The sequence below is a fragment of the Paenibacillus sp. FSL R10-2778 genome (assembly GCF_038593035.1).
Classification (GTDB): domain Bacteria; phylum Bacillota; class Bacilli; order Paenibacillales; family Paenibacillaceae; genus Paenibacillus_AQ; species Paenibacillus_AQ odorifer.
Map to the genome: position 1 here is coordinate 136,300 of NZ_CP151956.1, position 21,597 is coordinate 157,896.

15 protein-coding genes, 10 tRNA genes and 3 rRNA genes are annotated in these 21,597 nt (G+C 47.0%); 27 read left to right on the forward strand and 1 reads right to left on the reverse strand.

From position 1 onward, the window contains the following. The first annotated feature begins 122 nt into the window (after positions 1 to 122). The 26 genes from dnaX (at position 123) to NST40_RS00765 (ending at position 18,478) form a co-directional block, all read left to right on the forward strand. Positions 123 to 1,892 carry a DNA polymerase III subunit gamma/tau gene (dnaX, locus tag NST40_RS00640; protein ID WP_076218777.1) on the forward strand — a complete coding sequence of 590 codons (1,770 nt, stop codon included), beginning with the start codon at positions 123 to 125 and terminating at the stop codon, positions 1,890 to 1,892. Positions 1,893 to 1,939: 47 nt separating this feature from the next. After that, complete coding sequence (locus NST40_RS00645; protein ID WP_036679924.1) at positions 1,940 to 2,251, forward strand: YbaB/EbfC family nucleoid-associated protein; 312 nt, start codon at positions 1,940 to 1,942, stop codon at positions 2,249 to 2,251. 38 nt (positions 2,252 to 2,289) lie between these two features. Next, positions 2,290 to 2,889: a recombination mediator RecR gene (gene recR / locus NST40_RS00650; protein WP_036679922.1), complete on the forward strand. Its 600-nt coding sequence runs from the start codon at positions 2,290 to 2,292 to the stop codon at positions 2,887 to 2,889. A 137-nt stretch (positions 2,890 to 3,026) separates the two neighbouring features. Then, positions 3,027 to 3,278, forward strand: a complete 252-nt coding sequence (locus NST40_RS00655; protein WP_076278007.1) for a DUF2508 family protein — start codon at positions 3,027 to 3,029, stop codon at positions 3,276 to 3,278. A gap of 33 nt (positions 3,279 to 3,311) precedes the next feature. Continuing rightward, positions 3,312 to 3,578, forward strand: coding sequence for a pro-sigmaK processing inhibitor BofA family protein (locus NST40_RS00660; RefSeq protein WP_038568084.1), 267 nt, complete (start codon positions 3,312 to 3,314; stop codon positions 3,576 to 3,578). A 302-nt stretch (positions 3,579 to 3,880) separates the two neighbouring features. Next, a 16S ribosomal RNA gene (locus tag NST40_RS00665) occupies positions 3,881 to 5,438 on the forward strand. Positions 5,439 to 5,562: 124 nt separating this feature from the next. Continuing rightward, positions 5,563 to 5,679 (forward strand): 5S ribosomal RNA (gene rrf, locus NST40_RS00670). A gap of 46 nt (positions 5,680 to 5,725) precedes the next feature. Further along, positions 5,726 to 5,802, forward strand: a tRNA-Ile gene (locus tag NST40_RS00675). 24 nt (positions 5,803 to 5,826) lie between these two features. Then, a tRNA-Ala gene (locus tag NST40_RS00680) sits at positions 5,827 to 5,902 on the forward strand. 169 nt (positions 5,903 to 6,071) lie between these two features. Further along, positions 6,072 to 8,997 (forward strand): 23S ribosomal RNA (locus NST40_RS00685). Together the 16S, 23S and 5S rRNA genes with 10 tRNA genes alongside form the textbook arrangement of a ribosomal RNA operon. A gap of 82 nt (positions 8,998 to 9,079) precedes the next feature. Then, positions 9,080 to 9,171 (forward strand) — tRNA-Ser (locus NST40_RS00690). Between the two features lie 30 nt (positions 9,172 to 9,201). Then, positions 9,202 to 9,278: transfer RNA gene (locus tag NST40_RS00695), tRNA-Met, on the forward strand. An 8-nt stretch (positions 9,279 to 9,286) separates the two neighbouring features. Further along, a tRNA-Val gene (locus NST40_RS00700) sits at positions 9,287 to 9,362 on the forward strand. A 32-nt stretch (positions 9,363 to 9,394) separates the two neighbouring features. Beyond that, positions 9,395 to 9,470: transfer RNA gene (locus NST40_RS00705), tRNA-Thr, on the forward strand. Positions 9,471 to 9,484: 14 nt separating this feature from the next. Continuing rightward, a tRNA-Asp gene (locus tag NST40_RS00710) sits at positions 9,485 to 9,562 on the forward strand. Positions 9,563 to 9,624: 62 nt separating this feature from the next. Beyond that, positions 9,625 to 9,697 (forward strand) — tRNA-Phe (locus NST40_RS00715). Between the two features lie 8 nt (positions 9,698 to 9,705). After that, a tRNA-Tyr gene (locus tag NST40_RS00720) sits at positions 9,706 to 9,791 on the forward strand. A 5-nt stretch (positions 9,792 to 9,796) separates the two neighbouring features. Further along, positions 9,797 to 9,869: transfer RNA gene (locus tag NST40_RS00725), tRNA-Lys, on the forward strand. A 149-nt stretch (positions 9,870 to 10,018) separates the two neighbouring features. Beyond that, positions 10,019 to 11,113: a helix-turn-helix domain-containing protein gene (locus NST40_RS00730; RefSeq protein WP_341000899.1), complete on the forward strand. Its 1,095-nt coding sequence runs from the start codon at positions 10,019 to 10,021 to the stop codon at positions 11,111 to 11,113. Positions 11,114 to 11,224: 111 nt separating this feature from the next. Then, positions 11,225 to 12,346 (forward strand): sn-glycerol-3-phosphate ABC transporter ATP-binding protein UgpC, encoded by a 1,122-nt coding sequence (gene ugpC / locus NST40_RS00735; RefSeq protein ID WP_076126826.1) that lies wholly within the window; start codon positions 11,225 to 11,227, stop codon positions 12,344 to 12,346. A gap of 210 nt (positions 12,347 to 12,556) precedes the next feature. After that, positions 12,557 to 13,495: an HPr(Ser) kinase/phosphatase gene (gene hprK, locus NST40_RS00740; RefSeq protein WP_036687047.1), complete on the forward strand. Its 939-nt coding sequence runs from the start codon at positions 12,557 to 12,559 to the stop codon at positions 13,493 to 13,495. Positions 13,496 to 13,507: 12 nt separating this feature from the next. Continuing rightward, complete coding sequence (lgt, locus tag NST40_RS00745) at positions 13,508 to 14,539, forward strand: prolipoprotein diacylglyceryl transferase (RefSeq protein ID WP_076126827.1); 1,032 nt, start codon at positions 13,508 to 13,510, stop codon at positions 14,537 to 14,539. Positions 14,540 to 14,544: 5 nt separating this feature from the next. Continuing rightward, positions 14,545 to 15,201, forward strand: a complete 657-nt coding sequence (ppaX, locus tag NST40_RS00750; RefSeq protein ID WP_076126829.1) for a pyrophosphatase PpaX — start codon at positions 14,545 to 14,547, stop codon at positions 15,199 to 15,201. Then, the gene (locus tag NST40_RS00755; RefSeq protein WP_170914218.1) at positions 15,198 to 15,707 is read left to right on the forward strand and encodes an acyltransferase; all 510 of its coding nucleotides are present in this window, start codon (positions 15,198 to 15,200) and stop codon (positions 15,705 to 15,707) included. The genes ppaX and NST40_RS00755 overlap by 4 nt, the downstream gene beginning before the upstream one ends. Positions 15,708 to 16,000: 293 nt before the next feature. Next, a complete protein-coding gene (locus NST40_RS00760; RefSeq protein ID WP_342410315.1) occupies positions 16,001 to 17,209 on the forward strand; it encodes an acyltransferase in 1,209 nt (402 codons plus the stop codon). Positions 17,210 to 17,320: 111 nt separating this feature from the next. Next, entirely contained in the window at positions 17,321 to 18,478 is a 1,158-nt protein-coding gene (locus NST40_RS00765; protein ID WP_342410317.1) for an acyltransferase, read from the forward strand. A 70-nt stretch (positions 18,479 to 18,548) separates the two neighbouring features. Here the strand turns inward: NST40_RS00765 and gntK are convergent, their stop codons facing one another. Beyond that, a complete protein-coding gene (gene gntK, locus NST40_RS00770; protein ID WP_076277742.1) occupies positions 18,549 to 20,078 on the reverse strand; it encodes a gluconokinase in 1,530 nt (509 codons plus the stop codon). Positions 20,079 to 20,358: 280 nt separating this feature from the next. Here gntK and NST40_RS00775 point away from each other — a divergent pair, with 280 nt between their 5' ends. Further along, positions 20,359 to 21,576, forward strand: a complete 1,218-nt coding sequence (locus NST40_RS00775) for an ATP phosphoribosyltransferase regulatory subunit (protein WP_342410318.1) — start codon at positions 20,359 to 20,361, stop codon at positions 21,574 to 21,576. Positions 21,577 to 21,597 lie beyond the last annotated feature (21 nt).

Genomic DNA, 21,597 nt, shown 5'->3' on the forward strand with positions numbered 1-21,597 from the left:
ATCATAGCATCTTTGCCACAAGCAAAGATGCTTTTTGTTTTTGGTCAATAGCCGATGAATATAGTATAATAAATTTGCGACAAATGCCGGGAAAGCGGCAGCTTAAGAGAGGGTAATGCATAGTGGAACATATCGCGCTGTACCGTGCTTGGCGGCCGCAGTCGTTTCAAGACATGGTTGGACAACAGCACATTATCCAAACGCTGCAGAACGCAATTCGTGAACAGCGGGTTTCGCATGCCTATCTGTTCAGCGGTCCGCGGGGAACTGGTAAGACAAGTGCTGCTAAAGTCTTAGCTAAAGCGGTTAACTGTGAACGTGGGCCAGGTCCGGAACCTTGTAACGAATGTCCATCCTGCTTGCGAATCGCTGCGGGTAATGTAATGGATGTGCAGGAAATAGATGCGGCATCAAACCGGGGCGTAGAGGAGATTCGTGATCTGCGTGAGAAGGTGAAGTATGCACCTACCGAGGTGCGCCGTAAAGTGTATATCATTGATGAAGTGCATATGCTGACGACAGAAGCTTTTAATGCTCTATTAAAGACTTTGGAGGAACCGCCGTCACATGCGATGTTTATTCTTGCGACAACGGAACCTCACAAATTGCCGGCGACAATAATTTCCCGTTGTCAGCGTTTTGACTTCCGTAGAGTGGCGTTAGAAGAACAGACCGCCCATCTGACTGCTATTTGTGAGAAGGAAGGGATTACAGCGGATAACAACGCATTGCAGTATATTGCCCGTCTATCTGATGGGGGTATGCGTGATGCATTGAGCTTGCTGGATCAGATTTCATCCTTTACAGATGGTAATGTTACGTACGAGCAAGTGTTAGGAATGACAGGGGGAATTCCCTCCGAGCAATTTGCACGTCTTGCCACTGCCATATTAGAAGGTGATATGGGTCTTCTTCTGGAGCTCGTTGAGCAGCTTATGCATGAAGGTAAAAGTGCAGATAAATGCCTAGAGAATCTCATGTATTATTTCCGTGATTTATTGATGATTAAGATGGTACCCGAGGCCGATCAATTAACAGAGAGGGTGCTGAATCCTGCTGAATTTAAAGATATGGCCACCGCATTTTCTCGGGAGCGTCTATTTCAGATTGTAGATACAATCAATAAATACCTAGGTGAAATGAAATACGCAACACATCCTCAGACACTGTTTGAAGTGGCGCTGATGAAGCTTTGCAGCTTGCAGCAAGAGGTAAGTCAGAGCGCCGCATTTGCTCCGTTAGGTGAAACAAATGCCGGAGTAAGCGCGAATCATTCGAGCGTTGACTCTGGTGAACTCGATCTTCTCAAAAGACAGATCGCAGCACTGGAGAAGAAGCTGGAACAGGCAATGCAATCCGGTGGTATTTCCGGAGGAGGGCGTGATGGTGCTCCTGCACCGAAATCGCACGCGGTTCCAACACCGCGGGTTTCTTCAGCCTCGAAAATGCCTCCTAACGTAGATAAGTTTATTGCTGGTAAGGATAGTCCCGATTTTGCAGCTATCTATAAACAGTGGAGCCTTGTCCTGCAGGGAGTAAAAGAGGAAAAGGTAACGGTTCATGCATGGTTTGTAGACGGTGAGCCAGTATCGATTATGGAGGATGCGGTACTTGTTGCATTCAAGAACACGATTCACCGCGATACTACTGAGAAGCCGGCAAACAGACAGGTTATTGAGAGTGTGCTTGCAGCTCGTCTAGGCAAACCTTATAGACTTGTAACCATGATGCTTCGTGACTGGAATGAAGCTGCCCAGAAGTCTGTGGGACAGACTGGCAAAGAAGAACTGCAGCTGGAGCATGAACACGATACTGCAGAAGCTAAACCTGAACCTTGGATTGATGAGGCTATCCAGCTTTTTGGAGAAGACCTTGTTGTCATAAAAGAGTAATATAAACTTACTAGCGCTAATTGCGCATTCCAAAGGAGAGACGATGTATGAATAATATGAACCAAATGATGAAGCAAGTTAAGAAAATGCAGGAGCAAATGCTTAAAGCTCAAGAGGAACTCGGAGGCAAGGTTATTGAGGGTTCATCAGGTGGCGGCGTAGTTACTGTTCAAGTAAACGGCCACAAAAAATTGCTGTCTATTCAAATTAAACCGGAAGCCGTTGATCCGGAAGATGTTGAAATGCTGCAAGATCTTGTAATCACTGCTGTAAATGATGCATTGACTCAAGCTGAAGAGCTTGCTAACAATGACATGGGTAAATTCACTGGTGGAATGAAGATCCCAGGCTTGTTCTAATAGCCCACTCCACTTCAGTCTAAAGGAGAATTATTAATTTGTATTATCCCGAACCGCTAGCTAAGCTGATCGATGCTTTTACGCGTTTGCCCGGGATTGGACCGAAGACAGCCGCCCGGTTAGCTTTTCATGTGCTTAACATGAAAGAGGATGAAGTCATTGATTTTGCAAAAGCGCTAGTAAGCGTCAAACGCAATCTTCACTATTGCTCGGTCTGCTGTAATATTACGGATACGGACCCATGTAAGATATGTCAGGACAAAACTAGAGATCCTTCAGTGATATGTGTGATTCAAGACTCTAAGGATTTGGTGGCTATAGAACGAACCAAGGAGTTTAATGGATATTACCATGTTCTTCAGGGTGCTATTTCACCTATGGAAGGTATCGGCCCTGATGATATTCGCCTGAAAGAATTATTGACCCGTCTGAGTGATGAGAGAGTAAGCGAGCTTATAATGGCGACTAACCCCAACATTGAGGGAGAAGCAACGGCGATGTACATTTCTCGTCTTGTTCGGCCGTTTGAGATTAAAATCACCAGGATAGCTCATGGCTTGCCTGTAGGTGGCGATCTTGAATACGCTGATGAAGTTACCTTGTCCAAAGCGTTGGAAGGCCGTCGCGAGCTATTCTAGCAGCTCTATAGTGGTATTTTTTAAAAAGGAAGCCCTCGGGTTTCCTTTTTTTTGTTCTAAGTTTGTCCCTATCCCGATATGAATGAGAATAACGAGATGTGTATTTTGGATCAAAATTATTCTGAGGAGGAATTAAAATGGGATGGTGGAGAGAGCTGTGGTGGGGAGTGGATAAGGAACAAGGCAAAAAGGAAAGTGAGGGATGGGAAACCCTCTTAGAGGTCCGTAAGGCGCATTCAGAGTGGGAGAGGGCGTACCTGATGTTCGACGAGGCGTTGGGACAGGATCAGATAGATTACGCGATATATATTTTGGAGGCTGCAGAACGTAAATATCAGATACATCTCAAACATGCAAAAAGCTTGGGGTTGAACAGCAGTCAAATATAAGGGCTTATAAATAATTGTATAAGGGGGATCTACATGCTTAGAATGATAGCTATGGGCGTATTGATATTATCCGTTATCTTATTAGGTTTAGTTGTATTTAGAAAAAAGCTGGGTTTTGGGTGGCTAAGTTTATTTGGGGTTCATTTGGTATTGGCTGCACTCGGGATATATGTAGTGAACTTCTCAGGTTTGCTCACGCAGGTGTATATCCCTTTGAACCCTGCAACTATAGGCGCAGTAACGGTTCTTGGGCTTCCTGGCGTGGTTATGTTACTCGGATTAAGAATAATTTTATTTTAATGCTTGACGTGGCTTTGAAAAATATGATACATTAAGTCTCGCCCGTTTGGACAAGCTGTTGATTAACAACTTGCTGAAATGGTCAAGCAAAAAAAGAAATTAAAAAAATGCTTGACGAAAACAAAGGCGCTGTGATATATTATAAAGGTCGCTGCTGACAAGCAACGACGACGAAAGATGAGACATTGATCTTTGAAAACTGAACAACGAGTGAGTGGGAAATCACGTAAGTGAAATCCAAAATTAGAGAATTAATTTTCTCGTCAGATGTTTCAAAATGAGCATATCGCTCTTTTCAATACTAATTGGAGAGTTTGATCCTGGCTCAGGACGAACGCTGGCGGCGTGCCTAATACATGCAAGTCGAGCGGAGTCATTTTGAAAGCTTGCTTTCAAAATGACTTAGCGGCGGACGGGTGAGTAACACGTAGGCAACCTGCCCTTCAGACTGGGATAACTACCGGAAACGGTAGCTAATACCGGATAATTTCTTTTTTCTCCTGAGAGAAGAATGAAAGACGGAGCAATCTGTCACTGAGGGATGGGCCTGCGGCGCATTAGCTAGTTGGTGGGGTAACGGCCCACCAAGGCGACGATGCGTAGCCGACCTGAGAGGGTGAACGGCCACACTGGGACTGAGACACGGCCCAGACTCCTACGGGAGGCAGCAGTAGGGAATCTTCCGCAATGGGCGAAAGCCTGACGGAGCAACGCCGCGTGAGTGATGAAGGTTTTCGGATCGTAAAGCTCTGTTGCCAGGGAAGAACGTCCGGTAGAGTAACTGCTACCGGAGTGACGGTACCTGAGAAGAAAGCCCCGGCTAACTACGTGCCAGCAGCCGCGGTAATACGTAGGGGGCAAGCGTTGTCCGGAATTATTGGGCGTAAAGCGCGCGCAGGCGGCTATTTAAGTCTGGTGTTTAAACCTTGGGCTCAACCTGAGGTCGCACTGGAAACTGGGTGGCTTGAGTACAGAAGAGGAAAGTGGAATTCCACGTGTAGCGGTGAAATGCGTAGATATGTGGAGGAACACCAGTGGCGAAGGCGACTTTCTGGGCTGTAACTGACGCTGAGGCGCGAAAGCGTGGGGAGCAAACAGGATTAGATACCCTGGTAGTCCACGCCGTAAACGATGAGTGCTAGGTGTTAGGGGTTTCGATACCCTTGGTGCCGAAGTTAACACAGTAAGCACTCCGCCTGGGGAGTACGGTCGCAAGACTGAAACTCAAAGGAATTGACGGGGACCCGCACAAGCAGTGGAGTATGTGGTTTAATTCGAAGCAACGCGAAGAACCTTACCAGGTCTTGACATCCCTCTGAATCTGCTAGAGATAGCAGCGGCCTTCGGGACAGAGGAGACAGGTGGTGCATGGTTGTCGTCAGCTCGTGTCGTGAGATGTTGGGTTAAGTCCCGCAACGAGCGCAACCCTTAACTTTAGTTGCCAGCAGGTAATGCTGGGCACTCTAGAGTGACTGCCGGTGACAAACCGGAGGAAGGTGGGGATGACGTCAAATCATCATGCCCCTTATGACCTGGGCTACACACGTACTACAATGGCCGGTACAACGGGAAGCGAAGCCGCGAGGTGGAGCCAATCCCATCAAAGCCGGTCTCAGTTCGGATTGCAGGCTGCAACTCGCCTGCATGAAGTCGGAATTGCTAGTAATCGCGGATCAGCATGCCGCGGTGAATACGTTCCCGGGTCTTGTACACACCGCCCGTCACACCACGAGAGTTTACAACACCCGAAGTCGGTGGGGTAACCCGCAAGGGAGCCAGCCGCCGAAGGTGGGGTAGATGATTGGGGTGAAGTCGTAACAAGGTAGCCGTATCGGAAGGTGCGGCTGGATCACCTCCTTTCTATGGAGAATCGTTCTCTGCAATGAGGACATTCAAATCGGAAGCTCAGCTTCCACAATAGAACCCTGGGGTTCGAACACTCACTCGTGTTCAGTTTTGAAAGAGCAAGTCTCTTTCGTATGCGTTTGGTGGCGATAGCGGAGGGGTTCCACACGTACCCATCCCGAACACGACCGTTAAGCCCTCCAGCGCCGATGGTACTTGGACCGAAGGGTCCTGGGAGAGTAGGACGTTGCCAAGCGGACAACCAATTCATTGGTTGATTCACAATGTTATATATGTTATATGGGCTTTTAGCTCAGTTGGTTAGAGCGCACCTCTGATAAGGGTGAGGTCGGTGGTTCGAGTCCACCAAGGCCCACCATATAACATTATAGAGTAATTTTATGGGGCCATAGCTCAGCTGGGAGAGCGCCTGCCTTGCAAGCAGGAGGTCAGCGGTTCGATCCCGCTTGGCTCCACCATAAATTTTTAAATGAATAACTTTTTAAACTTGATCCTTGAAAACTGGATACCGAAACGAATTTGCGTTTTAGAACATCTTTTAGCAACTTGTGCAAACAAGTAAATGTTATTAGTGAGATGATTCCAAAGAGAATGTCATCGTATGATATTTTCCTGCGGAAAAATCAAGGTTAAGCTAATAAGAGCACACGGAGGATGCCTAGGCGCCAGGAGCCGACGAAGGACGTGGCGAACAACGAAACTGCCTCGGGGAGCTGTAAGCAAGCTTTGATCCGGGGGTGTCCGAATGGGGAAACCCAGCTGTGGTAATTCGCAGTTACTCATACCTGAATACATAGGGTGTGTAGAGGCAGACCAGGGGAACTGAAACATCTAAGTACCCTGAGGAAGAGAAAACAATAGTGATTCCGTCAGTAGCGGCGAGCGAACGCGGAACAGCCTAAACCTAAGAGCTTGCTCTTAGGGGTTGTGGGACGTCTCACATGGAGTTACAAAGGAATATGGTAGGTGAAGAGGTCTGGAAAGGCCCGCGATAGAGGTAAAAGCCCTGTAACCTAAACTGTATTCTCTCCGAGACGGATCCCGAGTAGTGCGGGGCACGTGAAACCCCGTATGAATCCAGCAGGACCATCTGCTAAGGCTAAATACTACCTGGCGACCGATAGTGAAACAGTACCGTGAGGGAAAGGTGAAAAGCACCCCGGAAGGGGAGTGAAATAGAACCTGAAACCGTGTGCTTACAAAAAGTCAGAGCCCTATTAATGGGTGATGGCGTGCCTTTTGTAGAATGAACCGGCGAGTTACGTTTAACATGCAAGGTTAAGCCGAGAAGGTGGAGCCGCAGCGAAAGCGAGTCTGAATAGGGCGAATTAGTATGTGGACGTAGACCCGAAACCGTGTGATCTACCCCTGTCCAGGGTGAAGGTGCGGTAACACGCACTGGAGGCCCGAACCCACGTACGTTGAAAAGTGCGGGGATGAGGTGGGGGTAGCGGAGAAATTCCAATCGAACTCGGAGATAGCTGGTTCTCCCCGAAATAGCTTTAGGGCTAGCCTCGGTATAAGAGTAGTGGAGGTAGAGCACTGATTGGGTGCGGGGTCCGCAAGGATTACCAAGCTCAGTCAAACTCCGAATGCCATATACTTATTGCCGGGAGTCAGACAGTGAGTGCTAAGATCCATTGTCAAAAGGGAAACAGCCCAGACCATCAGCTAAGGTCCCCAAGTGTGTGTTAAGTGGGAAAGGATGTGGAGTTGCACAGACAACCAGGATGTTGGCTTAGAAGCAGCCACCATTGAAAGAGTGCGTAATAGCTCACTGGTCGAGTGACTCTGCGCCGAAAATGTAACGGGGCTAAACACACCACCGAAGCTATGGCTAGATGCTTTGCATCTGGGGTAGGGGAGCGTTGTGTAGGGGTTGAAGGTGTACTGAAAAGAGCGCTGGACACTACACAAGTGAGAATGCCGGTATGAGTAACGAAAAGATCAGTGAGAATCTGATCCGCCGAAAGCCCAAGGTTTCCTGAGGAAGGCTCGTCCGCTCAGGGTAAGTCGGGACCTAAGGCGAGGCCGAAAGGCGTAGTCGAAGGACAACAGTTTGAAATTACTGTACCACCGTAATCCGCTATGAGCGATGGGGTGACGCAGGAGGGTAGTGACGCGGACTGATGGATGTCCGTCTAAGCAGTGAGGCTGATGTGTAGGCAAATCCGCACATCGATAAGGCTGGGCTGTGATGGGGAGCGAAAATTATAGTAGCGAAGGTCATGATCTCACACTGCCAAGAAAAGCCTCTAGCCAGGAGAAGGTGCCCGTACCGCAAACCGACACAGGTAGGCGAGAAGAGAATTCTAAGGCGCGCGGAAGAACTCTCGTTAAGGAACTCGGCAAAATGACCCCGTAACTTCGGGAGAAGGGGTGCCCCGGTAGTGTGAATAGCACGAGGGGGCCGCAGTGAAAAGGCCCAAGCGACTGTTTAGCAAAAACACAGGTCTGTGCGAAGCCGCAAGGCGAAGTATACGGGCTGACGCCTGCCCGGTGCTGGAAGGTTAAGGGGAGTGGTTAGGGGTAACCCGAAGCTATGAACCGAAGCCCCAGTAAACGGCGGCCGTAACTATAACGGTCCTAAGGTAGCGAAATTCCTTGTCAGGTAAATTCTGACCCGCACGAATGGCGTAACGACTTGGGCGCTGTCTCAACGAGAGATCCGGTGAAATTTTAATACCTGTGAAGATGCAGGTTACCCGCGACAAGACGGAAAGACCCCATGGAGCTTTACTGCAGCTTGATATTGAATTTGGGTACGATCTGTACAGGATAGGTGGGAGCCGTAGAAATCGGAGCGCAAGCTTCGGTGGAGGCGCCGTTGGGATACCACCCTGATCGTATCTAGGTTCTAACCTAGTACCCTTATCGGGTACGGGGACCGTGTCAGGCGGGCAGTTTGACTGGGGCGGTCGCCTCCTAAAGAGTAACGGAGGCGTTCCAAGGTTCCCTCAGAATGGTTGGAAATCATTCGCAGAGTGCAAAGGCATAAGGGAGCTTGACTGCGAGACCTACAAGTCGAGCAGGGACGAAAGTCGGACTTAGTGATCCGGTGGTACCGCATGGAAGGGCCATCGCTCAACGGATAAAAGCTACCCTGGGGATAACAGGCTTATCTCCCCCAAGAGTCCACATCGACGGGGAGGTTTGGCACCTCGATGTCGGCTCATCGCATCCTGGGGCTGAAGTAGGTCCCAAGGGTTGGGCTGTTCGCCCATTAAAGCGGTACGCGAGCTGGGTTCAGAACGTCGTGAGACAGTTCGGTCCCTATCTGTCGTGGGCGCAGGAAATTTGAGAGGAGCTGTCCTTAGTACGAGAGGACCGGGATGGACGTACCGCTGGTGCACCAGTTGTTCCGCCAGGAGCATGGCTGGGTAGCTACGTACGGACGGGATAAGCGCTGAAAGCATCTAAGCGTGAAGCCCCCCTCAAGATGAGATTTCCCAATTAGTAAGACCCCTTGAAGACGACGAGGTAGATAGGTTGGAGGTGGAAGTGCAGCAATGCATGGAGCTGACCAATACTAATCGGTCGAGGGCTTATCCTATATGTAGAATGCAGATTCGTTTCGGATTCAGTTTTCAGGGAGTCAAATTCCTGTTTGGATTGCTGTGGTACTGATATCGTTTGGAGAGATACCCAAGTGGCTATAAGGGGACCCTCTGCTAAGGGGTTAGACTGCGTAAGCGGTGCGTGGGTTCGAATCCCACTCTCTCCGCCATTTTCAATCCATAGCAATACTAATTATTGTGGCGGTGTAGCTCAGCTGGCTAGAGCGTACGGTTCATACCCGTGAGGTCGGGGGTTCGATCCCCTTCGCCGCTACCATAATACCTGGAGGCTTAGCTCAGCTGGGAGAGCATCTGCCTTACAAGCAGAGGGTCGGGGGTTCGATCCCCTCAGCCTCCACCATTTTCATCTTTTAAGAATTTCTTTTACACCGTGCCGGTGTAGCTCAACTGGTAGAGCAACTGACTTGTAATCAGTAGGTTGGGGGTTCAAGTCCTCTCGCCGGCACCATTTTTTATTAATGCGGAACCGTGGTGTAGTTGGCCTAACATGCCTGCCTGTCACGCAGGAGACCGCGGGTTCGAATCCCGTCGGTTCCGCCATTTTTTCCACAAAATGAGTGGGAAGTGTAAGACTTTTCCGCTTAATTGTCATGTAATCTTATGGCTCGGTAGCTCAGTCGGTAGAGCAGAGGACTGAAAATCCTCGTGTCGGCGGTTCGATTCCGTCCCGAGCCACCTTTTTTGGGGGATTAGCGAAGTGGCCAAACGCATCAGACTGTAAATCTGCTCACGTACGTGTTCGGTGGTTCGAATCCATCATCCCCCACCATTTATGAGCCATTAGCTCAGTTGGTAGAGCACCTGACTTTTAATCAGGGTGTCGAAGGTTCGAGTCCTTCATGGCTCATCCCAAACAGAAAGTCATCACCTTAGGGTGGTGGCTTTTTTTGTGTTTTTATGTCGTATTATAGTAGCGCGCTGCTGTAGTGATTAACATAATATTAGAGAATATGCTAAAATAGGCGAAAAGAGCAAAAGTGGTGGAGTATGGTGACTATGGATAGCGAAACATTGCGGAAAAAGTTAGAGCAGCTCACCGGAAAGAAAACCGGAATCAAGCAGTTAGGTAGGCAACATTCAGCTTCTCTTTTTAGTATGGGATTGGAAGCACAGGAACAGCCGGTAATCCATGAGGGTCATCTTTGGGCACCATTATATGAGACTGATGGACGTGTAACCGCTGTCTGGGTGGAATTGGATGGACTTAACTCTTTGGAAATACAATTAGTGAATTATGCAGTTCGAAACTTTGCAATTGCACTAAAAGCTACTGGGGTTAGAGAAGAAGGGGAAGCGGAGGCTCGGCAGCTGGGTATCTGGTTGAACACCGAACTGGAGCAAGAGAAAAATGACTCTGAGATACCCGATGAGATGGCTCTAAAGGGACGTTTATTCGGAGATATGGTTCCATTCCTACTTAGCAGTGAGAATGCACATAGCCCGCAGATCACTTATCGTTCCTTAATGAAGCTGCTGCGCAGCTATTTTGAGAATGAAATTCTGCTTATACCTCTTCAAGAAAAAGAATGGTTAATATTGGCCCGGAAGGAACTACTCACGGGCGGAGATGATAAGGATGAGGAAGAAGAGAGTGTAGATGAAATTCTGGCTCAGACCAGTATGGGCTTACACGAACTGATAGCCAGCGAATGGGTAGGTGTATTCCATTTGGCTGTAGCTCCGGCTATAGTCCCTGTTAAGGGATTGACGGGATCCGTGGCCTTGCTGAGGGAGACCATTGTACTCGGACGTATTTTCCAAGTGGGTGAATATATTCATTTACCTTGGGAGCTGCATTTGGAACGTTTGGTTAACAGCATTCCTGATGCACGGCGTAAACAGTTACTTGGACAGATTGGCGACTATTCTTCCGTATTATCGGATAAAGAGATGCTGATGACCCTGGAGACGTTTTTTGAGATGGATTGTAATGTAAGTGAAACAGCCAAGAAGCTATATATTCATCGCAACACGCTTTTATACCGTCTGGACAAGATAAAACAGGAGACGGGTGCCGATGTGCGTAGCTTTGGGGACGCTGCTATTGTGAAGCTTACTATGCTTTTGTATAAAGTGACGAAAAGGAAATAGGTTTTTTGTGAACGTTACAAATAGCCACCGTGTCCCGTCTAGGGTAATATAAATGTACAAGGAAAAAAGAATTTTTCAATTAATCAATAATTAACTCGAGGGGGAAATACAATGGCAGGCGTACGTTTAGAGCATATTTTCAAAAAATACCCGGGTTCAGATAAAGCAACAGTAATGGATATCAATCTTGATATTAAAGATAAGGAATTTCTAGTATTGGTTGGACCATCCGGTTGCGGTAAATCCACAACTTTGCGTATGATCGCTGGTCTGGAAGAAATCTCCGAAGGTAAAATGTACATTGGCGATCGTGTAGTCAACGACGTTGCACCTAAAGACCGCGATATCGCGATGGTATTCCAATCCTACGCCCTGTATCCGCATATGAGCGTATACCAAAACATGGCTTTCGGTTTGAAACTTCGTAAAGTGAAGAAAGATGAAATCGACAAGAAAGTACGTGAAGCTGCTAGAATTCTCGATATCGAGCATTTGCTAGATCGTAAACCAAAAGCACTTTCCGGTGGTCAACGCCAACGTGTCGCTTTGGGACGCGCTATCGTACGTGATCCACAAGTCTTCTTGATGGATGAGCCTCTTTCCAACTTGGATGCTAAACTTCGTGGTCAAATGCGCGCTGAAATCACTAAACTGGTTAAACGCCTTGAAACCACTTGTATCTACGTAACGCATGACCAAACAGAAGCTATGACAATGGGTGACCGTATCGTAGTTATGTATGATGGTATCATTCAACAAGCTGCTTCCCCTGAAGAGTTGTACAATGAACCAACTAACCTGTTCGTAGCTGGATTTATCGGATCCCCTACAATGAACTTTATCAATGGTACTTTGTCCGAAGCAAACGGTTCTATCCGTTTCCGCGCTGAGAACCTTGATGTTGAAGTACCAGGCGGAAAAGCTCAAATCATCCGCAGCAAAGGCTACATTGGCAAAGAAGTAATTATGGGCGTTCGTCCAGAAGATATCCATGAAGAGCCAGTATTCTTGGAAGCTTCCCCGAACACAATCTTTACTTCATTGGTTGATGTAACTGAAAACCTTGGTCACGAAATGCTCCTTTACTTGAGCGGCCTTGGTAAATCTACTGTAATCGCTCGTGTAGATGGACGTTCCACTACTCGCGAAGGCAGCAAGCCAAAATTGGCTATCGATATGAACAAAGTTCACTTCTTCGATAAAGAATCCGAAGTTAACATTCTGTTGGGATAAGATCGCAGGATCTTTTCTCTCTTGATAAAGCCACCCGAAAGGGTGGCTTTATTGTTTAATTAGGGTCGTAATGGATAGGCGTTAAGATTGCATTCACAAGCGTTATCAATTAAGATAGCAGGAGAATTACCTCCGGAATTGTAATGAGATCGCTGTCAACCGGACGCAGTAAGCGGACATATACCGCAGGTGACGAAAGGACGAATTTACATGGCTAAGAAAGTAAAAGTATCTGAATTGGTACAACATTTTCAATTAGAGGTTATTTCCGGCCAGGAAGGTCTAAAACGACCTATTACGGTCGATGACCTGAATCGCCCTGGACTAGAGATTGCTGGTTATTTCGAATATTATCCGGAAGAACGTGTTCAACTATTAGGTAAGACAGAACTCGCATTCTTCTCCATGCTGCCTGAAGCTGAACGTAAAAGTAGGCTTCGTGGAATCTGTAATGACAATACCCCTTGTATCGTAATTACCCGTAGTTTGGATGTGCCACAGGAGTTAATTGATATAAGTAATGAAAAGGGACTTCCTGTGCTTCGTAGCTCGATGGCTACGACTATTTTCTCCAGCCGTTTGACGAGCTTCTTAGAAGGGAGATTAGCCCCTACAGCAACGATTCATGGTGTGCTCTGTGATGTATATGGTGTAGGTATGCTGATTACTGGTAGTAGTGGTATTGGTAAGAGTGAGACAGCCCTTGAACTTGTAAAACGTGGACATAGACTGATCGCTGATGATGCCGTGGAAATCCGCCAGACTTCAGATAACCAGCTGCATGGTACAGCCCCTGAGTTGATCCGTCACTTGTTGGAAATTCGCGGAGTAGGTATCATTAACGTAATGACACTTTTTGGTGCGGGTGCTATCCGTAATCATAAACGGATTACACTTGTCGTTAGATTAGAGGCTTGGCAGCAAGACAAGCAGTATGACCGGCTTGGACTTGATGAGGAAACAACGCGGATTATTGATACCGATGTTCCACTTGTAACCATTCCTGTACGTCCAGGACGTAACCTTGCCGTTATTATTGAGGTTGCTGCGATGAACTATCGCCTGAAGCAAATGGGCTTTAATGCAGCCCTGCAGTTTACGAATAAGTTAACTGCGACCATATCTGAGGATATGGACGATCTCGATTAGGAGTGTGAGACAATGTTCCCATTAGCAATAGATCCTATTGTATTCTCAATTGGATCACTACCTGTACACTGGTACGGGTTAATACTAGGGGTCGGTGCACTCGCGGGATTATTTCTTGCGATCCGCGAGGGCAAACGGTTCGGAATCCCGCAAGAATTCTTTATGGATATGCTGCTACTGGGTGTACCCTCGGCAATTATAGGGGCACGGATTTATTTTGTAGCTTTTAAATGGGACGATTATAAGCATAATCTGATAGACGTCTTTAAGATCTGGAATGGCGGCATCGCCATTTACGGCGCATTAATAGGAGCGATTATTTGCGGAATTATTTATTTCCGTTATAAGGGTTACCCTTTCTGGCGTATTGTTGATATTTGCGCACCTGGACTACTGGCGGGTCAAATGATTGGCCGCTGGGGAAACTTTGTCAACCAAGAGGCATACGGCAGCGTAGTTGAGGAATCTTTTTTACGGGATAAACTGCATTTGCCTGACTTCATCGTTAATCAAATGTACATAGGGGATGCTTTTCATCATCCGACCTTCCTGTATGAATCTCTTTGGAGCTTACTAGGGATTGCGTTATTGATGGTTCTCCGTCGTCAGAAGTTTGTACGTGCTGGAGAAATCTTCATGTCTTACTTTATATGGTATTCCATCGGTCGGTTCTTCATCGAGGCTGTGCGTACTGACAGTTTAGCGTTTAACGGAAGTGCAGGACTGGCTTCGTTTATAAACGGCTTATGGAGTCCGATGGAATGGTTAGGTTTTGAACAAGGATATTTGGATCCTGCCTATGGTAATATTCGTATTTCTCAGCTGCTTTCTCTACTGATTATTGTGGCAGCTATATTGCTGATCGTTATTCGCAGAGTAACCGGAGAGCCTAAAGCACATTATTCTGACCCTATCGTATGTACTAAACCGATCCAAGCAGATACTGTAGTGCCAGAAAGCGCAGTAAATACACCGCAGAAAACTCGTCAAGGAACACAACCTGAGCAAGGACAGCCAGCGGATGGAGATAAGAAGGAGCAGTAAAACTTATGATAGAATGCGTTCTTTTTGATCTGGATGGAACGATTGTCGATACGAATGAGCTAATCATTAGTTCATTTATGTACGCGCTGAAGGACAATGGTCTGGCTCCACTGACCAGAGAAGAGATAATTCCGCATATGGGAACAACCCTTCAGCAACAGATGAGAGTATTCTCTGGACTAGAGGATGTAAATGGTACGTTAGAAAAGTCCTATCGTTCTTATAATAATGAGCATCATGATGAGTTAGTGCGTTCTTTCCCGCTTGTAAAGGAGACTATTGAGGAGCTCTCGCGTCGTGGGATCAAACTTGGGATTGTAACTACTAAGATCCGTCCAACAACGATCAAGACCCTGGAAAGGTTCGATTTGCTTAAGTACATGGATACGATTGTGACTGTGAACGATGTTACTGAACCAAAGCCACATCCGGAGCCCGTTCTGACAGCGGTCCACAATCTTGGTGTTGATCCTCGCAAAACCTTAATGATAGGTGACAGTGCAGTTGATATTCAATCAGCCAAAGCTGCCGGTGTATACGCTGCTGGAGTATCTTGGTCTTTGAAGGGCGAGGATACGCTCCGCAAGTATGATCCGGACTTTATCATCCATAACATGAAGGATATTATAGAAATTATGGAGCGAGGAACGAATGAATCGTGAGAAACGTAACCCGTTATCCAGTAGAAGGTCATAACTCACTTTGGTATATTTACCGTACGGTCAGCCCTTGGAAGGGTGTCCGCAACTTTATTTTTATTCAGATTGCCCGCTATTGTCCGATTCTACCGTTAAAGAATTGGATCTATCGACGGATGCTGGGGATGAAGGTTGGTAAACACACGGCTTTTGGTCTTATGGCAATGGTGGATGTGTTTTTTCCGGAGAAAATAACGGTAGGTGAGAATTCTATTATTGGTTATAACACGACGATTCTGGCGCATGAGTATCTGATCAAGGAATATCGCCTGGGCGAAGTGGTGATCGGTGAAAATGTATTGATCGGCGCGAATACAACGATTCTTCCCGGTGTAACCATTGGAGATTGGGCAGTTATAGCTGCTGGCTCCGTGGTGCACAAAAATGTGGCGGCTGGCTCTTTTGTCGGAGGCAATCCTCTGCGAGAGCTGCGCCCCTCTTCAACGGAAGAACATGCGGAACAAGTGTAAACGATGCTTTTTTAACCCTGCAGTTACATATTGCGTTTTTTTAGCGCAGGTTCTGCAGGGTTTCTTGCGTCTTAGAGAAGATTATTAAGGAAACTTTAAGTTCTTCTTAAGTTTTTAGAACAGATACATTCGATATAATTAGCGTTAGTGATAAGGCGAATCCCACGCTAGGCATTCAGCTTCAAATATCAGAATGTAAAATCAGCAGGTGCAGGCTTCCTGGTATTTTCAGTTTCCACATTCCGCTTAGCGTCTCTATGAACAACCATCATAGTAGAGAAGAGGAATATAATATGAACACTGCGAGACAGGAAAGGCTGCCCCAGCTGGATATTTTCAGAGCATTAGCGATCTTAGGCGTATTGCATGTGCATTCCTCATCTTTTGCGGCTGGAGAGCAGGCACTGCATTCCCCTTATTATTACTGGCTGAACTGGATCAACATTTTCTTTAAATTCGGTACGCCCTCATTTATTTTTCTGAGCAGCTTCGTATTGTTTTATAATTATTATGGGCGTCCTGTGACACGCAGCTTGATTATTAATTTCTACCGTCGTCGATTAAAGTATATTTTATTACCTTATCTGCTAGCCTCTATGGGCTATTATGCACTAACCTTATATGTGAACGGACGATTGACCCAGAACCTCGGTGGCAACCTGTACAGCTTTATTAGAGCGTTATTCTCAGGTTCCGCATATGCGCATTTGTATTTTGTATTTATCAGCATTCAGTTTTATTTGCTTTTTCCAGTACTGCTTAAGCTACTCCAGAGTTCCCGCTTTTTAATTAAATGGGCGGTTCCGCTCGGATTGGCACTTCAGTGGGGGTTTATTTTCTGGAATAAATACGAACTGCACATTGTTGAAAAAGGGAGCCTGGCGATCTCTTATCTGGCTTATTATATGATGGGTGCTTATATCGCGATTCACTTTGAGAAGGTGAAGACGTGGCTGATGAAGCCATGGAGGGAGCTAACTGCCAAGCAAAAGGGATGGACTGCCCTGTTAGTGAGCGGGTGGTTAATTGCAGCCTTTATCCATGTGCAGCTTTGGTATGTGGCCCGCCATTTTGGGGTGTGGACGGATTCGCTGTGGTACGAGCTATTATGGAATGTCCATACGATGTTATCAGCATTGGTTCTGTTGTATGCTACATTCCTGATCTACCGTAAGGCCTCTCGCGGGATTGTTGCTTTTTTAACACGTTTGGGTGAACTCTCATTTGCGATATATTTGATTCATCCGCTATTGCTGGCGGTATATCGCAGGTTCCGATATCAGATTCCCCTAGAGTCGCTAACATATGTTTTGTTCATCTACGGAGGGCTTGTGGTCGCACTGGGAGGGAGCTGGCTTATTGTGCAGTTTGCTTTCCGGCGAGTTCCGGGTTCATGGATTATTTTTGGAAGCGTGCCTCGCTCTTTGGAATCCAATCCGCAGGAAAAGTCAGGTTATATCTCTGAGGAACGGGCAAAGGGGTTCGTGCAGCAGGAGAAATAGCGTTAGAAGAAGGTCTGATACACGCACACGCTTAAACGTGGGGAAGTAGCCTTCATAATATTTGATTAAAAAGGCATCATTTCGATGCGGAGCTTAACAGGAGGAAAGATTATGAGACAAAAAGAAAGAATTCCGCAGCTGGATATTTTTCGGGCGATTGCTATTTTTGCAGTGCTGGCTATTCATGCTACTTCACGAACGTTGGCGGAGACACTAGGTACAAACATGTTTCATCCGTTCTTATTTATTAATAAATTCAGCCAGTTCGCCGTACCTTCATTCATATTTTTGAGTGGGTTCGTGCTCTTCTATAACTATATTGACCGTCCGCTGGGTGGCAAAACGCTAGGAAAGTTCTACACTAGAAGGCTGCTTTATATTATTGTGCCTTATGTAGTATTTTCACTGCTGTATTTTGCGTTAAAAATGAATGCCGGGAATACTTGGGGCTTACCTCCGGGGGAGATGGCTTCTAAGCTATGGAAGTATTTATGGACAGGAACGGCATATACGCATCTGTATTATATTATTATCATTATTCAGTTTTACGTGTTATTTCCGCTCATTTTGTGGTGTTTGCAAAAGGTTCGTCATCTGGCGGCTTGGGCGCCGCTGATCGGGTTATTACTACAGTGGGGTTTTGTGTTGCTGAATAAATACATGACCAATCACGGGTATTGGCAGTTATCCAAGGGGAGTCTGGCGATCACTTATTTCTCGTATTTCCTGCTGGGTGCTGGGATTGCAGTGTATTACTCTTCTTTGAAAAAATGGTTAGTGCCTTCACGTGAAGGCTGGCGCGCCGGTAAAGGTCCGGTTTGGATTACGTTGTGGTTGTTATGGATTGTAGCAGGGGTTGTTCATGTTGAGCTATGGTTTAACAATTACACGGAAAAAACTGTCATCAACAGCTTATGGTATGAGGGTTTCTCTAATCTACATGCGCTGCTCTCTTGTGTGGTGCTGTTGCAAATCTCCTTCTTGCTCTATGGGGCGGGTCGTAGCTTGCTGACAAGACTTTTGGTATCTGTGGGAGCATGCTCCTTCGGAATTTATCTATTGCACCCTATGCTGCTGTATTTCTATAGAAAATTACCATTTCACGGGGGTTCTCTTGCGTACATCGCAGCGATTGTAGGAGGATGGCTTGTTGCGCTGCTGGTTTCATGGCTGGCAGTGGCTCTCGTCTTCCGGTATGTGCCTGCGTCTTGGATTATTTTCGGATCAGGCGCACAAAAGAAAGCAAAAACAGGCTCCATAAGCACATAGTCTACTGCTAGGTAATATAAAAGCGCCGGTCTCCCGTATATGCGGGTTGACCGGCGCTTTTATTTTTTGTCTATTCTCCAGCTTGTTCCCGCTGAAACTCCGCAATAGCTTGATACTGGCTTTCCAGACTACGGTAGACGGAAATATAAATCGGCAGCAGCTGCTTGTACACTTTGGTATGTTCATCAATCGGATCATGCTGGTAAGTTGAACCGATCATGTCGAATACAACATCGAAGGAGTCCACACGGCCCGTTGCGTATAGACCAAGCACTACTGCTCCGAGGCAGGAGCTTTCGATACTCTCCGGAATGATGACCTCTTGATCAAAAATATCAGACATCATCTGCCGCCAGATTGAGGAACGGGCGAAGCCGCCTGTAGCCAGAATTTTGCTAGGACGCCCGATTTGCTCTTCCATAGCCAGCAGAACCATATACATATTGAAGATTACGCCTTCTAGTACCGAGCGAATCATATGCTCCTTATGGTGATTCATAGAAAGGCCGAAGAAGGAGCCACGAGCATCAGGATTCCACAGCGGTGCCCGTTCACCAGTTAAGTAAGGATGGAATAGAAGACCACCGCTACCTGCCGGAACTTGTTCCGCGATGCGCGTTAGAACCTCGTAAGGGTCAATGCCAAGACGTTTGGCGGTTTCGACTTCAGAAGCAGCGAACTCATCCCGTACCCAGCGGAACAGCATACCACCGTTATTAACGGGCCCTCCGATCACCCAATGTTTTGGGGTTAAGTTATAACAGAAGGTCCGTCCTTTAGGGTCGGTAAGCGGGTGATCCACTACGGTGCGAATCGCTCCGCTTGTTCCAATCGTTGCGGCCACTACACCGGGTTTAATCGCGCCTACGCCAAGGTTGGACAAGACGCCATCACTGGCTCCTACGACAAAAGGTGTCGTCGGGAGCAGTAGTAGCTCCTCTGCTAGACCGGGAAGCAGGCCTTGCATGATCTCTGTGGTGGGAACAAGCCGTGAGAGTTGACCTGGTGAAATATGGGCTATCTCCAGGGCCTCTTGATCCCACTCCAAAAGTTCAAGGTTGAGCATGCCTGTAGAAGAGGCAATGGAATGATCGATGATGTATTCGCCGAACAGCCGAGCGAATATGTATTCTTTTATAGAAATGAATTTATAGGTTTGTTGAAACAACTGAGGCTGCTCTTCCCGAAGCCACATTAGCTTGGTAATCGGTGACATAGGATGAATAGGCGTTCCTGTGCGCAAATACAACTCATGTCCGTTGAACTCGTTCTTCAGGCGAAGTGCAGATCCGGCACTACGGTTGTCAGCCCAAGTGATGCAGGCAGTAAGTGGTTTACCCAGCTGATCAATTGCAATGACACTGTGCATGGCTGAACTGAATGAGACGAATAGGATCTTATCTGGAGTTACGGCGCTTTGCCGCATGACATTAGAGAGGGTATGAAAGACTGCACGTAGGATTTGCTCTGGGTCCTGCTCCGCTATAGAAGGGGAGGGTTGATGCAAGGGATAACCCATATTCGCTTGTGCAACTATGGCTCCATTCTCCTCGAAGAGAACTGCCTTTGTACTTGTAGTACCAATATCAACGCCAATCATATAGGATTTAGTCAAGCGTTAGCCCTTCTTTCTAGTTGAAAGTATATTTTTAGAACACCAATTACAAAATTATGAAGTACAATCGTATTAGCTCATTATAGTATTCGATAAGCGGGGAGGCAAAAATAAAGAAAATGCCAAACGCTCGACTAAGGGTTTGATTGACGAAAAAGCAGTGAACATGATACGATATTGAAAATACTTTAATTTGCTACCACTTTACCATAGTAAAGTAAACATAAACAGTATCTAATGATAACTGACGAGGTGAACAATGAAGATGTCCAAACCAAAGGGATTTGAGAAGCCGTCGGGCGTTCGGGACTATCTGCCCCGGGCCGTAACGAAATTGCGCAAAATTGAGAACGATGTACTGCATTGCATGAGTCGCTGGGGATATCAGCAAATGATGACTCCAACGTTGGAATATTACGATACAGTTGGCGTGGCTAGCTCTACGTCGGACCAGAAGCTCTATAAATTACTTAACAATCGTGGTCAGGCTTTGGTGCTTCGATCAGAAATGACTGCCCCGGTTGCCCGTGTTGTTGCCTCTCTATTGAAGGATGAGCCACTGCCATTGCGTCTGTCATATCACGCGAATGTATTCCGTGCCATTGAGGAAGAAGCGGGGCGGGAAGCGGAGTTCTTCCAGACAGGTGTAGAGCTGGTAGGTGATGATTCACCTGAAGCCGATGCGGAGGTAGTTGCGCTTGCTATTTCTTCGCTGCAAGCCGCGGGTGTGAAGTCTTTTAAGATCGCTATGGGGCATGTAGGCTTTCTGAATGGGTTATTTCAAGAGGCACTTCCTGAACTGCCTGAGGCTCAAGAGGAGCTGAAAAGTCATTTGCTGGGCCGTGACTATGTTTCTTTCCGGGAGACTTTACGGCGGCTGGATCTTACAGAAGCGCAGAAGAACGAACTGGATGGGCTGCTGCGTCTGCGCGGAGGCAAGGAGATTTGTGGACAGGCGCTAGAGCTGAGCAATCATCCGCTCGCGCGTCATTCGATTGATCATTTGTGCAAGGTGTGGGAGGTGCTGGTCTCTTACGGCGTATCACAGCATGTACTGATTGATCTGACGATGATCGGGGACTTTTCCTATTATACAGGCATGACTTTTGAAGGTTATGCAGCGGAGTTAGGATTTCCGGTATGCAGTGGTGGTAGATATGACAATCTGCTGCAACAGTTTGGGCGTCCGATCCCATCCACAGGATTTTCCTTAAAAACGAATCGCATCCTGGATGGTGTAACTGGAGTGGCCGAAGAGGGAGAGCTGCCTATTTTGATCCAATATGATGCGATTCGCAGAAAAGAAGGCTTGGAAGAGGCAACACGCCTGCGGTCAGAGGGTCATGCAGTCGTTACTAGACTTGCTGCAGGTCCAGAAGAGCTTGAAACGGTGAAGCGTTTGGATACGGACACGGTTGAAGCAGAGGGTGTACGGTACGGTGAGATCTATACATTCGTATCTTTTGTAAGTGAGCATGGCTGAGGATATCGCTAGTACAAAAAG

What these genes read in the sequence shown, in the direction of transcription:
- NST40_RS00760 (WP_342410315.1), top strand. Translation starts at nt 16,001, where the DNA reads ATGAACACTGCGAGACAGGAAAGGCTGCCCCAGCTGGATATTTTCAGA.
- ugpC (WP_076126826.1), top strand. Translation starts at nt 11,225, where the DNA reads ATGGCAGGCGTACGTTTAGAGCATATTTTCAAAAAATACCCGGGTTCA.
- gntK (WP_076277742.1), bottom strand. Translation starts at nt 20,078, where the DNA reads ATGATTGGCGTTGATATTGGTACTACAAGTACAAAGGCAGTTCTCTTC.
- NST40_RS00775 (WP_342410318.1), top strand. Translation starts at nt 20,359, where the DNA reads ATGTCCAAACCAAAGGGATTTGAGAAGCCGTCGGGCGTTCGGGACTAT.
- NST40_RS00660 (WP_038568084.1), top strand. Translation starts at nt 3,312, where the DNA reads ATGCTTAGAATGATAGCTATGGGCGTATTGATATTATCCGTTATCTTA.
- NST40_RS00655 (WP_076278007.1), top strand. Translation starts at nt 3,027, where the DNA reads ATGGGATGGTGGAGAGAGCTGTGGTGGGGAGTGGATAAGGAACAAGGC.
- ppaX (WP_076126829.1), top strand. Translation starts at nt 14,545, where the DNA reads ATGATAGAATGCGTTCTTTTTGATCTGGATGGAACGATTGTCGATACG.
- NST40_RS00645 (WP_036679924.1), top strand. Translation starts at nt 1,940, where the DNA reads ATGAATAATATGAACCAAATGATGAAGCAAGTTAAGAAAATGCAGGAG.
- NST40_RS00730 (WP_341000899.1), top strand. Translation starts at nt 10,019, where the DNA reads ATGGATAGCGAAACATTGCGGAAAAAGTTAGAGCAGCTCACCGGAAAG.
- hprK (WP_036687047.1), top strand. Translation starts at nt 12,557, where the DNA reads ATGGCTAAGAAAGTAAAAGTATCTGAATTGGTACAACATTTTCAATTA.
- NST40_RS00765 (WP_342410317.1), top strand. Translation starts at nt 17,321, where the DNA reads ATGAGACAAAAAGAAAGAATTCCGCAGCTGGATATTTTTCGGGCGATT.
- lgt (WP_076126827.1), top strand. Translation starts at nt 13,508, where the DNA reads ATGTTCCCATTAGCAATAGATCCTATTGTATTCTCAATTGGATCACTA.